The 11,503-nt window shown below is 73.8% G+C and carries 11 protein-coding genes and 1 pseudogene; 9 read left to right on the top strand and 3 right to left on the bottom strand.

Annotation, left to right across the window (positions count from 1 at the left end; translation table 11 throughout):
- Positions 1-192 precede the first annotated feature (192 nt).
- The 7 genes and pseudogenes from OG379_RS30950 to OG379_RS30920 all read left to right on the top strand — a co-directional run bounded on the left by OG379_RS30950 (position 193) and on the right by OG379_RS30920 (position 6,887).
- Entirely contained in the window at positions 193-609 is a 417-nt protein-coding gene (locus tag OG379_RS30950) for a hypothetical protein (protein ID WP_405666296.1), read from the top strand.
- A 73-nt stretch (positions 610-682) separates the two neighbouring features.
- Positions 683-758: pseudogene (locus OG379_RS30945) on the top strand.
- Positions 759-852: 94 nt separating this feature from the next.
- On the top strand, positions 853-1,989 hold the full coding sequence (locus OG379_RS30940; protein WP_405666295.1) for a gala protein: 1,137 nt from the start codon (positions 853-855) through the stop codon (positions 1,987-1,989).
- Positions 1,986-3,728 (top strand): ankyrin repeat domain-containing protein, encoded by a 1,743-nt coding sequence (locus tag OG379_RS30935; protein ID WP_405666294.1) that lies wholly within the window; start codon positions 1,986-1,988, stop codon positions 3,726-3,728. The genes OG379_RS30940 and OG379_RS30935 overlap by 4 nt, the downstream gene beginning before the upstream one ends.
- Positions 3,725-4,933, top strand: coding sequence for an AAA family ATPase (locus OG379_RS30930; RefSeq protein WP_405666292.1), 1,209 nt, complete (start codon positions 3,725-3,727; stop codon positions 4,931-4,933). The genes OG379_RS30935 and OG379_RS30930 overlap by 4 nt, the downstream gene beginning before the upstream one ends.
- Entirely contained in the window at positions 4,926-6,098 is a 1,173-nt protein-coding gene (locus OG379_RS30925; protein ID WP_405666290.1) for a DUF2201 family putative metallopeptidase, read from the top strand. The genes OG379_RS30930 and OG379_RS30925 overlap by 8 nt, the downstream gene beginning before the upstream one ends.
- Positions 6,099-6,224: 126 nt before the next feature.
- Positions 6,225-6,887, top strand: a complete 663-nt coding sequence (locus OG379_RS30920) for a lysophospholipid acyltransferase family protein (protein ID WP_405666288.1) — start codon at positions 6,225-6,227, stop codon at positions 6,885-6,887.
- A 68-nt stretch (positions 6,888-6,955) separates the two neighbouring features.
- On the opposite strand, the gene OG379_RS30915 is transcribed toward OG379_RS30920, so the two are convergent.
- Positions 6,956-8,302, bottom strand: a complete 1,347-nt coding sequence (locus OG379_RS30915; RefSeq protein ID WP_405666286.1) for a hypothetical protein — start codon at positions 8,300-8,302, stop codon at positions 6,956-6,958.
- Positions 8,303-8,393: 91 nt separating this feature from the next.
- A complete protein-coding gene (locus tag OG379_RS30910; RefSeq protein WP_405666284.1) occupies positions 8,394-8,987 on the bottom strand; it encodes a QsdR family transcriptional regulator in 594 nt (197 codons plus the stop codon).
- A gap of 168 nt (positions 8,988-9,155) precedes the next feature.
- On the opposite strand from OG379_RS30910, the gene OG379_RS30905 reads away from it, so the two are divergent.
- Positions 9,156-9,761: a GPP34 family phosphoprotein gene (locus OG379_RS30905; protein ID WP_405666282.1), complete on the top strand. Its 606-nt coding sequence runs from the start codon at positions 9,156-9,158 to the stop codon at positions 9,759-9,761.
- A gap of 15 nt (positions 9,762-9,776) precedes the next feature.
- Here OG379_RS30905 and OG379_RS30900 read toward each other — a convergent pair whose 3' ends face one another.
- Positions 9,777-10,769 (bottom strand): fibronectin type III domain-containing protein, encoded by a 993-nt coding sequence (locus tag OG379_RS30900; protein ID WP_405666281.1) that lies wholly within the window; start codon positions 10,767-10,769, stop codon positions 9,777-9,779.
- A gap of 117 nt (positions 10,770-10,886) precedes the next feature.
- Between OG379_RS30900 and OG379_RS30895 the strand changes: the two genes are divergently transcribed.
- The gene (locus tag OG379_RS30895; RefSeq protein WP_405666279.1) at positions 10,887-11,495 is read left to right on the top strand and encodes a TIGR03086 family metal-binding protein; all 609 of its coding nucleotides are present in this window, start codon (positions 10,887-10,889) and stop codon (positions 11,493-11,495) included.
- Positions 11,496-11,503 lie beyond the last annotated feature (8 nt).

The following is an 11,503-nucleotide window of genomic DNA, read 5'->3' as shown; positions in this document are numbered from 1 at the left end:
CACACCGCGAAGCGCCGCACCCCGCGAGTCACCGCACCGGGTGCGGCGCTTCCGGCATCCGGGGAGCCCGTCGGCGCCCTCGCGTGATGAAGCGGGGTCGGCCACGCGGGTGGCCCCGGAGGGGGCACGGGCCGGCGTGAACAGCCAGGGGCTCAAGTTTGACTACCCGTTCGAACGGTGCGAGGGGCTTAGGTGGGCGAGGGACAGCGGCACGTCGACGTCCGGCTGCCGGAGGGGTCCTGGTGGGACTGGGAGGTCATCACCTGGGACGCCGGCGAGTTCCGTCTGGCCGCCGGGTACGACCTCACCTACCACCACGGCCTGGAGCTGGTGTTCGGCGATCCCGTATTCGTCAGCTGCCCGGCGATGTTCCACGATCCGGACTTCCGGGTGCCGACGGAGGAGGAACGGGCGCGGATCTCACGTCAGTTGGGTGAGGACCCGCCGGTTCTCGTCGCTTTCGACGCGGACGCCGGCGGCCGGGAGCCCGTCCCCTGCGTCATTGCCGCGGAACGGTTCGAGATCGTGCCCGGGACCGTCCTCAGATACTGGCGGGACGACGCGGCCCCTGGTCAGCGCTTCGCTCCGTGGGTGCGGCCTCCGGCGTAACCGTGTGGCGAGTTCGAGGGACCACGTACTGGCGTGCGATACCGAACGGTGCGCCGTTATGATCACGCACGGCAAGGCTGTAGCGCAGAGGTCGTCGCGCCCACGCACCGAGCTGGAGGACGCCGGTTCGAATCCGGCCGGTCTTGCCACCTGTTCTTGGAGCGAAGGCGTCGGCATGCCGGGCGGCGGGGGACGCGGTGTCCGCTCCGGCCGGGTGAGCCGGCAAGGGACTGGAGAGTTGTGATGTCGCAGCCGATGCCCGTGCGCTGCCCGGCGATCGAACACCCTGACATCCCGCTCGCCGACACGGCGCTGCTGGATCCGCTGGTGACGCGGCTCGCCGCGGAGCCACCGGTCGGGGCGGACGAGGTGTTCCCGCTGGGGACCCTGCGCGGCGACGGACGTGTCGACCTCTGCAAGCAGGGGCTCGGGGCCTCCGGTGCGGCCAGGTTGATGCCCGCGCTCGCGCGGTCGCCGCACGCCACGCATGTCCTCCTCGGCACCAACTCCCTCGGGGACGAGGGCGCGAGCTCGGTCGCGGACGCACTGCGGCTGGACGGGCACGGCCTACGGACGGTCTATCTCGGCTGCAATCGCATCGGGGCCGAGGGCGCCGCCGCACTCGCCGGGGCGATCGGCCCGGACAGCACCGTCCGGGCTCTCTGGCTGAAGCGCAATCCGCTGGGTGACGCGGGGGTACGGGCGCTCGCGCCGATGCTGGCCCGCAACACCGTCCTGCGCACCCTGGACCTGGTCAACAGCGGGATCACGGCTGCCGCGCTGGAGGTCCTGCTCGACGTGCTCCGGACCCGGGAACAGCCCCTGGAGAGGCTGTTCCTCGGCGGCAACGGGCTCGGTGCGGAGTCCGCGCCGCTCCTCGCCGCGATGATCCGTGAGGCGGGGGTGCGGGAGCTGTACCTGCCGGCCAACCACCTCGGTGACGCGGGGGCCGCCGAGCTCGCCGCCGCGGCCGACCCGGCGCGTCCGGTGCGGCTCGGCCTCGGCGGCAACGGGATCGGGCCTGCCGGGGCGACCGCTCTGGCCGACGCGCTCGGCGGGATCGAGGCGCTCGACCTGGGGCGCCCGCTGTCGCAGCGCAGCCTCGGGGCGACCGGCAACACGACCGGCGACGCGGGGGCCCACGCGCTGGCCGCCGCCCTGCCCGGCAGCCCGCTGCGACGCCTCGAACTGGCCCACACGGGACTGACCGGCCGCGGTGCGAAGACACTGCTGGGCGCTGTCGGCGCGGACTCCCGGCTGGAGTACGTGGGCCTCGGCCCCGGGCTCCCCCGCAAGGTGAAGCGGTCCTTCACCGCGCGGCTGCGTCCGGATGCCGGCGCCCACGCGGATCTCCGTGCGATACGGAGCGTCTACCGGTGAGGCTTGGTCCCGAGAAGCGGTTCATCTCCACGGAGGAGGTGGCCGGCCTGCGGCGGGTCCGTCGGTACGCGGTGCCCCGCCGGCTGATCGAGCGGGCCACGGAACGGCGGCTTGCCGGTGACTGGCGGGGTGCTCTCGCGGTGGCAGGGGTCGATGTGGACTTCGATCCGGCCGAGGTGGCCGCCGCGCACGGGAGCGTCGTGGCCGCGTCCCTCGTGTCGGACCTGCGCCACCTCGTGCCCGACCTGGTGCGCTGGCACCTGCCCCGGGTCCTCGGGGGCCGCTCGACAATCGACACCGACCGCACGGTCGTCCTGGCGGGTTACGGGGCCGGGCTGTCCATGGCGCCGTATCTCCATCTGCGCACGCCTCCGATGGCCGACGGCCCGCAGCGGCTCGCACTGCGCTTCGGTGCCGTGCCCGGCGAGGCCTCTCCAGGTCTGTTCGCCGGGCGTATCGAGGACTGGCGGTCGGTCCGCCACCTGTGGGACGCGCGGCACACGGACGGTCTTCGGGCGGCGGTCGGTGGCGGTGGCGGCCGGATCCCCTTCTTTCACGACGACGGCACGCCCCTCACCCCCGAGGAACTCGCCGCCCCCGGCGACGACGCGGCGGCCCGGGCGGAACGGGTGACTCTGCTTCATCAGGAGGGCAAGGTCTCCGAGGCGTTCGCTGCCGCGGGTGTCGACTGGGATCCTTCACTGCCGCCGTCCGAGCGATCGTGGCGGGACGTGGACGGCGAGGAGATCGTCCGCCGGACGGCGATCGACATCCCCCGGCTGGAGTCCGCCGTGCGGCGCGCGACAGCCGCGAGCGGCAGGGAGCGCTTCCTGATCGCGAACTTCTATCGGGGGCACGTCCTGCTGGACCTCACGGATCACAGCAGCGGCGGACGGCTCCGGGCCCGCGTCGTCGAGTCGAGGAGGCCGGCCGCGGAGCCCCCCTCCCTTCCGGAGGCGGCCTGGCGCCGTCTCCCCGACCTCGACCTGCTGCGGATCGGCGCCATGCCACCGGGGTGGCTGCATCCGCTGGTCGCGCGTGCTCTGTTCCCCTCCCTCGAAGGGCCGTTCGGCCCGCCGGGCCCGTCCGCGCCGCGTCCCGTGCGGGTGAGGTGCCGCGGTGAGTGGCACGAAGTCGCCTTCCGGGACGGCGCGCTCCGGTCCCCGCACACCGAGGAGGAGCGGCAACGCGAGAGTGCCATGCGGGCGTTCGGCGGTGCCGTCGCCGGCTGCTTCGCGGCGGAGCACTCCCTCACGTCGGGAACGGGGCGGCTCCCGAAGGCGCTGCGGGAACAGCGCCAGGAGCTGTTCCAGCGGGCCCAGCACGGGGACACCCCAGGAGTTCTCGAGATGCTGGCCGCGGGCGTCGACCTCCATGTGAAGGACGGCAGACGGCGGAGCCTGCTGCATGTCCTGCCCCTGCTCGATCACGAGGCGCTGTTGCCCCGGCTGCTGGCGGCAGGACTCGACCTGGAGGCCCGTGACCACATGGAGCGCACCCCGTTGGCCGTCGCGGTGAGCGAGTGTGGCTCCACCGCTCTGGTGCGGGCGCTGCTCGACGCCGGTGCCCGGATCGACGTGACCGACGCGACCGAGCTCTCGCTGGCCCAGATGATCCGCAGGTACAAACGCGGGGAGCTCGGCTTCCTCCGCGAGCGGGTGGTCGCGGAGCACCCGGGGATCGGGTCGGCGTGGTACGACAGGTGGATCGAGAAAGCCGAGAAGGACGAGGAACAGTGACCGCCACCATCCGGCCCGCCCCGGTCGCACCCGGACCGCTGGACGCGGCCGACGAGCTGAACCGGCGGCTGCGCACCACCCGCACCGAACCCTCCGAAAGTCCGCAACTGGAGGCGCTCGCACTGGCGGTGACGGCCAATCAGCCGGTGCTGCTGTGGGGCGAGCCCGGGATCGGCAAGTCCGCCGGCATGGAACAGCTCGCCGCGGGTCTCGGCCTGGAGCTGGAGACGGTCATCGCGAGCGTCCACGAGCCGTCGGACTTCGCCGGACTGCCGGTTGTGGGGGACGATCCGGCGGTGACGGGTGTACCGATGGCGCCGCCCGACTGGGCGGTCCGGCTCGCCCGTGCCGGCCAGGGCCTGCTGTTCTTCGACGAGTTGTCGTCGGCGCCGCCCGCGGTGCAGGCGGCACTCCTGCGGGTCGTGCTCGAACGGCGGGTGGGCAGCCTGCGGTTGCCGGACGCCGTACGTGTCGTGGCGGCGGCCAACCCTCCGTCGAGCGCGGCGGACGGCTGGCATCTCAGCCCGCCGCTCGCCAACCGCTTCGTCCATCTGCGGTGGACGCACGACCCGCGCACCGTCGCCCGCGGCATGGCGGGGACCTGGCCCGCCCTGAGTGTGCCTGTCGTCGATCCGGCCAGGGTGACCGGCGCGGCGGCACGGGCCCGGGGTGCGGTCTCCGGGTTCCTGACGGCGCGGCCCGGCCTGGTCCACCACATCCCGGCCGACGCGGAGAACCGGGGCCGGGCCTGGCCGTCCCCGAGGACCTGGGACATGGCCCTGCGGCTGCTGGCCACGGGCTACGCGGCGGGTGCGGGGCGGGAGGCTGTCGCGGCCGTGCTCACCGGCGCGGTGGGAGACGGTGCCGGCATCGAGCTGCTGTCCTACCTGGAGCACCTGGACCTGCCCGACCCCGACCGCGTGCTCGCCGACCCTGACGCGTTCACGCTGCCCGCGCGCGGGGACCGGCAGCTCGCCTTCCTGATCGCGGTCGTCGCCGCGGTCCAGGGTGATCTCACCCGTGAGCGCTGGGAGGCGGGGTGGGCCGTGCTGGCGAAGGCCGTGGACGCGGGTGTGCCCGACGTGGCCGCCCGGGCCGCGGTCGACCTGGCGGGGATGCGCAACCTCGACTGGCCGGTACCGCCCGGCATCGACGGCTTCCTGGACCTGCTTCGGCAGTCCGGCGCACTGCCGCACGGTGGTTGACCTGGACACCACGAAGCTGCTCGCGGCGCGTTACCGGGCAGCGGCGGACCGCCCCTACCTCGCGTCGGCGCTGTACGCACTGACCGTGGTCGAGAGCGACGAGGTGCCGACCATGGGCGTGGACCGGCACTGGCGCTGCTACGTCTCGTCCCGCTTCGTCGAGCGGACCCCGGTGGCCGAGCTCGCGGCGGTATGGGTGCACGAGGTGGCGCACCTGCTGCGCGACCACCACGGGCGGGCGGAGATGCTGCCCGCGGCGGAGCAGCGTGACCGGCACCGGGTGAACGTCGCACAGGACTGCGAGATCAACGACGACCTGATCGCCGACGGACTGCCCCTGCCCGCGGGGCGGCTGGAGCCGCGCCTCTTCGGCCTTCCGGAGGGGCAGCTCTTCGAGGCGTATCTGCCGGCCCTGCCGCCCTCCCCAGTCACCCACGACTGCGGGTCGGGAGCCCATGGGCAGCCCTCCCCCTGGGAGTCGGGCGGGCGTACGGAGGCGACGGTGGTCGGCACGGTCGAGGCGGAGGCGCTGAGGCGCGCGACGGCGGAGGCCATGCGCGCCCATGTGCGTGCCCGGGGCGCCCTGCCCGGTGGCTGGCAGCGCTGGGCGGACGGGATCCTCGAGCCCACGGTCGACTGGCGGCAGGTGCTCGCGGGCGCCGTACGGGAAGCGGCGGCCTGGGCCGCCGGGGCGGTCGACTACACCTACCGCCGGCCGTCACGCCGGAGCGCGGCGCTGCGCGGTGTCGTGCTGCCCAGCCTGCGGCGGCCGCTGCCACAGGTCGCGGTCGTGATCGACACCTCGGGGTCGATGGGCGAGGCGGAGATCGCTTCCGCGCTCGCCGAGGTCACCGGTGTGCTGCGCGAGGTGGGAATCCGGGGCAACCGGGTGACGGTCCTGGCCTGCGACGCCGATGTGCAGGCCGTCTCCCGGGTGACGTCCGCCGAACAGGTCACGCTGGGCGGCGGCGGTGGCACCGACATGCGGGTCGGGATCGCGGCGGCGCTCAGGGGGCGTGAACGTCCGGACGTGATCGTCGTACTGACGGACGGTCACACTCCGTGGCCGGACGAGACGCCGGCGTGCCGGCTCGTCGCCGCCCTCATCGGCCCGTCCGCCCCGGCCGCTCCCCCGTGGGTCGAGACGGTGCGCGTCACGGGCTGAGCCCGGTCGACTCCAGCGGTCCGCTCCTGAGCACCGGGCCGCGGAAGATGAGTGCGGCTACTCAGGCTCGTGGCGCCCCCGCGGCCGACGATGGGCATCAACATCGTCGAGCTCAGGAGACCGGACATGCTCAGCCGCCTCGCCGACGTCCTGGTGCCCACCGTCGGCCGCCTCACGATCACCACCGACGCGGGCGCCGAACTCGCCCCCGGCAGCATCGTCGTCGCCAACCACACGTCGCTCGCCGACCCCGCCGTCGTGCTCGCCGCACTGCACCGCCTCGGGGTCCGTCCGGTCGTCATGGCGACCGCCGGACTGTGGCGCGTCCCGTTGCTCGGCCGTGCGCTCGCCCTCGAAGGGCACATCCCGGTCCACCGGGGCGACCGGCGCGCGGCGGACGCCCTGGACGGGGCCGTCGAGGCGCTCGGGCGCGGGCGCCTGGTCCTGATCTACGCCGAGGGCGGCCTCCCGCACCGGACGGACGCCGCGGAAGCGGCACCCGAAGCCTTCCGCAGCGGCCTGTCCCGGCTGGTCCGGCGCAGCGGGGCCCCGGTGGTGCCCGTGGGCCAGGCCGGTGCGCGCCGGGTCACCTCGGGGAGCACGGCCAAGCAGCTCGCGGGCCTGTTCACGGCCCCACTGCGCCGCCCGGAACTGCACGTACACGTGGGCGCGCCACTCGACTTGACGGCGGAGGGTGCCGCCCGGACCGAGCAGGCCCGTACCGCGGTGACGGCCGCCTGGCGGACGGCTGCCGCACGGCTCGGCGAGCCCGCGGCGCTCGCCGCCTGAGGAGCGACGGTGCGCCGCTCCCGGGCCGGGTGGTCCGGGAGCGGCGCACCGTCGTACGGCCTGTCGGCTCACCCGCCCGACGGAATGTCCACGTAGTCCTTGAAGAGCAGCGACACGGTGTGGCTGTCGGAGGGCCAGTCGGGCACGGCGATGGTCTCGTCCACCCCGGTCCCGCGCATCGTCTCCGTGACGGGGATCGTTCCACGGGCCTGCGCGTCGGCCGGAAGGGAGAGGTCGGTGGCCGTCAGGAAGGGGACGCGGTCGAAGGGCGGCAGCGCCGTGTCGAGGTGACTGACTCCGTCGCACCCCTTGTCGAACGCGAACAGGCCGAGAATCTGCCGCAGTTGCGGGGAGACCGCCGCGTTGAGGACATCGGTCCCGGCGATGCGGAGCCGGTCGTCCTCGGCCGTGCCGGCCCGCCACTCACGTGCGCGGACGATGGTGAGCGCCGTGTGCGCGGGGCAGGTGTCGATGGAGTCCGCGACGCCGCCCGGCGGGGAGACGAGCAGGCGCACGAAGCGGTCGCCGCGCTCGAAGGGTTCGAAGTAGAAGTGGCCGGTGCGTTCACCGGAGCGGATGAACGCCAGCTCGTAGTGTCCGCGTCCGCTCACTCCCAGCGGGCCGAAGGCTCCGTCCGCGCCGATCCTCACGACGTGCTGAGGGAGGAGGCCGGCCCTGGCGCCGGTGGCGGGGTCGAGCCGCCACACCTCGAGGCGGCCCGCGAGCCCCTTGTTCTGCGGGAAGTGCACGGCGCGCCCGGCGATCTCCACGGAGGTGTGCGGCTCGGGCAGCACCCGGGTGGTGAGCGGCGGCCTGCCGCGGAGGAAGGCGTAGATGTGGGCGAAGCTCTCGGCGGAGGTGGCGCTCTCCGTGTGGCTCGCCTCCGGCTCGTGGACGTTGAGCGCCCCGCCGATCGACCCGTTCGGCTGGAGGCTGCTCCAGATGGCGAGGGTGGGCACCCCGCCCGGCTGGGCGGCGGCCGTACGGCCGTCCAGGTTCACGTACTTGGCGACCTCCGCCGCCCGCTCCGGCACGGAGAGGTAGGCGTGCATCACACGCGTGCCGCGCGAGTGGGCCAGGATGTCGACCTGCTGCGCGCCGGTGCGGGCCCGGACCGAGTCGACCAGGTCCTCCAGCCCCGCGACAGCGTGGTCGTCGGTCGCCACGGAGGTGTCGTACTCATGGACGTACAGCTGGTCGTCGCGGTAGCCGTTGCTGGAGAACCGCTTGGCCTGGGACTGCCACTGCTGCGCCGAACCCTCCTGGCCGTGTACGAAGATCACGGGATCGACCGTGGCGCGCGGGGCGGTCGCGGCCTGCGTCGGGGCCGTCAGGGCGGCGAGTGTTCCGACGAGTGCGAGAAGCACCGTGAGTAAAGTGGCCCGGCCCGTCCGGGCCGGCTGGGAGCGGGTCATCGTGTCCTCCGGGTTGCCGTCGTCGGAGTCGGAAACTACGGCCGGTGACGACGGGCCCACCAGTGGCCGGGCCGAGGGTGAGACAGCGGTCTCAGATCGCGCCCGGTGACGCTCGGCGGGTTTGCTGGAGTACGGCGCGGGCAGTGCGTTCGGCCAGGGCGAGGTCCGGCCGGCGGCTGCTCAGCAACTCGGCGTACAGGGTGGATTCGACGACCCTGACATAGAGGTAGGCCAGGTCGTCGATGCCGGAACGCGGCCAGAGCCGGTCCCTCTCCCCCGCTTCCAGGAGGATGCCCCGCTGGGCCAGGACGGCCCGCCGGTGTACACAGCCGCCGGTCAGCAGGCGCCGCGCCGTCTCGGGTTCGGCACGCAGGAAGCCCTCGAAGGGGACGGAGCCGCGCAGAACCGTGACGAAGTAGCGGGTGATCTCCAGGACACCGTCCACACCCGCCCGGGTACGCCGGCGCCGCGCCCGGTCCAGGAGATGTTCGGCCAGCTCCCACAGCACATCGGCCAGGAGCGCGTCCCGGCTGCCGACCACGCGGTAGAGGGTGGCACGGCTGACCGCGAGGTCCTGGGCGAGCGCGTCCATGTCCACCGTGCCGTGCCGCAGGAAGAACCCGCAGGCCCCCTGCACGACATGGCCCCGGGTGACCACACGCCGGGAAGGCCGAGCACCTCGCATGCCGACCGCCTCCTCCGCGGACTCCGGCACCGCCGCCGGGGGCCGGTACCTTAGCGTGCCGGGCCGCTCGGGGGCGATACTGATCGTGACGGTCGCCTCGCCGCGCGCCAGCTCCGGACGGGGCCGGTGGGGACGCACTTCTGTCGATGCCTCCGAGGGGAGCCGTTCATGACCACGGCGAAGAACCTGTTCATCATCACCATGGACCCGCGGCCCGAGCATGCCGTGGGGCAGGGTGACCTGTCGCTCGCGCTCGCGGGAGCCGAGCTGATCGATCTCATCGGTGCGGGGGCCGTCACCGTGGACGGTGACCGCATCGTGCCGGGTGAGCCGCGGACGCCGGACGACGCGCTCCTCGGCGACGCCGCGGCCGGGCTCACCCGCCAACCGCCCTACGAGCGGATCGACGACTGGCTGTGGCGCCGGGGCCAGGACCTCTCGGCCGCGTACCAGGCCGGTCTGGAGAAGGACGGCGAGCTGACTCGGAGGCGGAGCGGCCGGTCGCCCTTCGGGCCGGAACGTGTCGAACCGGCCGATACGCCCGGCCGCCGTCGGGCGGCCGGGCGCCGGGACGCGGGGGAACCCGTGCTGGCCGCCCTCGCCTCGGCCGTGGGCATCGACGGGGGCCGGTCCGACGACGAGCCCGGCCTCGACGACGAGGCGGTGACGACCGTGGTGGCCGCCGTCCATGACGCGGTGATGGAGCTGGAGGCCGTACGACAGAGGCGGACCATCGAGAACGCGGCCTTCGCCAACCTGTGGCGCGGACCGTGAGCGACCGGTCTCCGGTCAGCCGCGCAGCACCACCGTGCGCTGGGCCGAGAAGTCGCCCCATGTCCCGTCGGGGAGCTTGGGCCGGAGCTTGAGCGAGTACCGGGTGCCGGGCGGATCGGTCAGGGTGAGCCGGTAGGTCGCCCGGCCCTTGGGCGGCGTGCCGCCCCAGACGATCGTGGTGGTCAGCTTTCCGTTCAGGAAGAGCTGGTACGCGGGAATCGTGCCTCCGGTGTCCGGCTGGTCCCAGGAGAGGTCGACGAGGTACTCCTCGCCCCGCGCCGTCGTCGTCGTCCGCAGTCCGGTGGGCGCCGTGCTCGCGGGGGCGCCCGGGGCGGACGGGGTGGTCAGGTCGAGCGCGTCGCTGTCCGGCGAGGAGCGGTCGGCGGCGTCGCGGGCGCGGACGGTGAAGGTGTAGACGGTGCCGGGGCGCAGGCCCCTGAGCCGGGCCGTGGTCCGCGTGCCCGGGACGCTGTGGATCCTGGAGTCCTCCTGGTAGATGTCGTACGAGGTGACGCCCACGTCGTCCGTGGAGCCGCCCCAGGACAGGGTGACCGTCCGGCCGCTGTCCGCCTTGCCCCGCAGCTTCGTCGGTCCGGTCGGCGCTTCCTCGTCGGCGGGCGCGGCGGCGGGCGTGGTGACGGTGGCCGCGGCGCTCGGGGCGGAGAGGTTCCCGGCGGCGTCGCGGGCCCGGACGGTGAAGGCATAGGCCGTGGACGCGGTCAGACCGTCGATGTCGGTCATCAGCTTCGTCGCGTCCACCGAGGCGGCCTTTCTCCCCTCCCGGTAGACGTCGTAGCCGGTGATCCCCTCGTTGTCGGAGGCCCGCTCCCACATGACGTGCGCGGAGGAGGCGCTGCCGGCCTGCGCGGTCACCCCCCTGGGGGCTGTCGGGTTCTTGGTGTCCGCTTCCGCGGGTCCGCCGCAGGCGGTGAGACCGGCGAGGAGCAGCGTGGCGGAACAGGCCAACGCGGTGCGTGCGTGGGGGCGTTGCACGGTGATGCCTTCCATCCGACAGCAATGGTCCAGACCTATATGCCATGCGGACGGGGCCGCCGACAAGAGGGCGGACCGGAACGTTCCGCGATGTCCCCGATGAGTTCCGGGCGCGGAAACGGTCTGAAGAGTATGGAAACGAACAATGCGACCGCGCCCGGCATCGATCTCGGACCGGCGGCGCGGCAGGTCCAGGAGCTGATCCGCTCGGTCGACGACCGGCAGCTGGAAGGTCCGACCCCCTGCCCCGACTACGCGGTACGGGAGCTGCTCGGACATCTGCTGGGCCTGACCGTCGCCTTCCGCGACGCGGCACACAAGAGGTCCGGCCCGACGACCGGCACCCCGCCGACGTCGGCCCCGCCGGTGCTGCCCTCCGACTGGCGTACGGCGCTGCCGCCCCTGCTGGACGAGCTGGTCGCGGCCTGGCGCTCCCCGGCCGCGCTGGAGGGCATGACCCGGGCGGGCGGGGTCGATCTTCCCGGGGAGGTCGCCGGGATGGTGGCGCGTAACGAGCTGGTCGTGCACGGCTGGGACCTGGCCAGGGCGACCGGGCAGGAGTTCCGGGCGGACGAGGCGAGCCTGCGCTCGTCGGAGGCGATGCTGGCACCCGGGGACGACGACAGGTCCGGCCCTGACGCGATCTTCGGCCCGCCGGTCCCCGTCCCGGCCGACGCGCCGCTGGCCGACCGGGTGATCGCGCTGAGCGGGCGCCGGCCCGACTGGCAGCCCGGCGGCTGACGGCGTCG

The organism is Streptomyces sp. NBC_01166, assembly GCF_045039765.1.
Lineage (GTDB): Bacteria > Actinomycetota > Actinomycetes > Streptomycetales > Streptomycetaceae > Streptomyces.
Note: the sequence above shows the minus strand (reverse complement) of the source record. Positions and strands in the feature narration are given on the sequence as shown.

Coding starts and splice junctions, on each gene's coding strand:
- OG379_RS30940 (WP_405666295.1), top strand. CDS start 853: ATGTCGCAGCCGATGCCCGTGCGCTGCCCGGCGATCGAACACCCTGAC.
- OG379_RS30920 (WP_405666288.1), top strand. CDS start 6,225: ATGCTCAGCCGCCTCGCCGACGTCCTGGTGCCCACCGTCGGCCGCCTC.
- OG379_RS30915 (WP_405666286.1), bottom strand. CDS start 8,302: ATGACCCGCTCCCAGCCGGCCCGGACGGGCCGGGCCACTTTACTCACG.
- OG379_RS30910 (WP_405666284.1), bottom strand. CDS start 8,987: ATGCGAGGTGCTCGGCCTTCCCGGCGTGTGGTCACCCGGGGCCATGTC.
- OG379_RS30905 (WP_405666282.1), top strand. CDS start 9,156: ATGACCACGGCGAAGAACCTGTTCATCATCACCATGGACCCGCGGCCC.
- OG379_RS30900 (WP_405666281.1), bottom strand. CDS start 10,769: ATGGAAGGCATCACCGTGCAACGCCCCCACGCACGCACCGCGTTGGCC.
- OG379_RS30895 (WP_405666279.1), top strand. CDS start 10,887: ATGGAAACGAACAATGCGACCGCGCCCGGCATCGATCTCGGACCGGCG.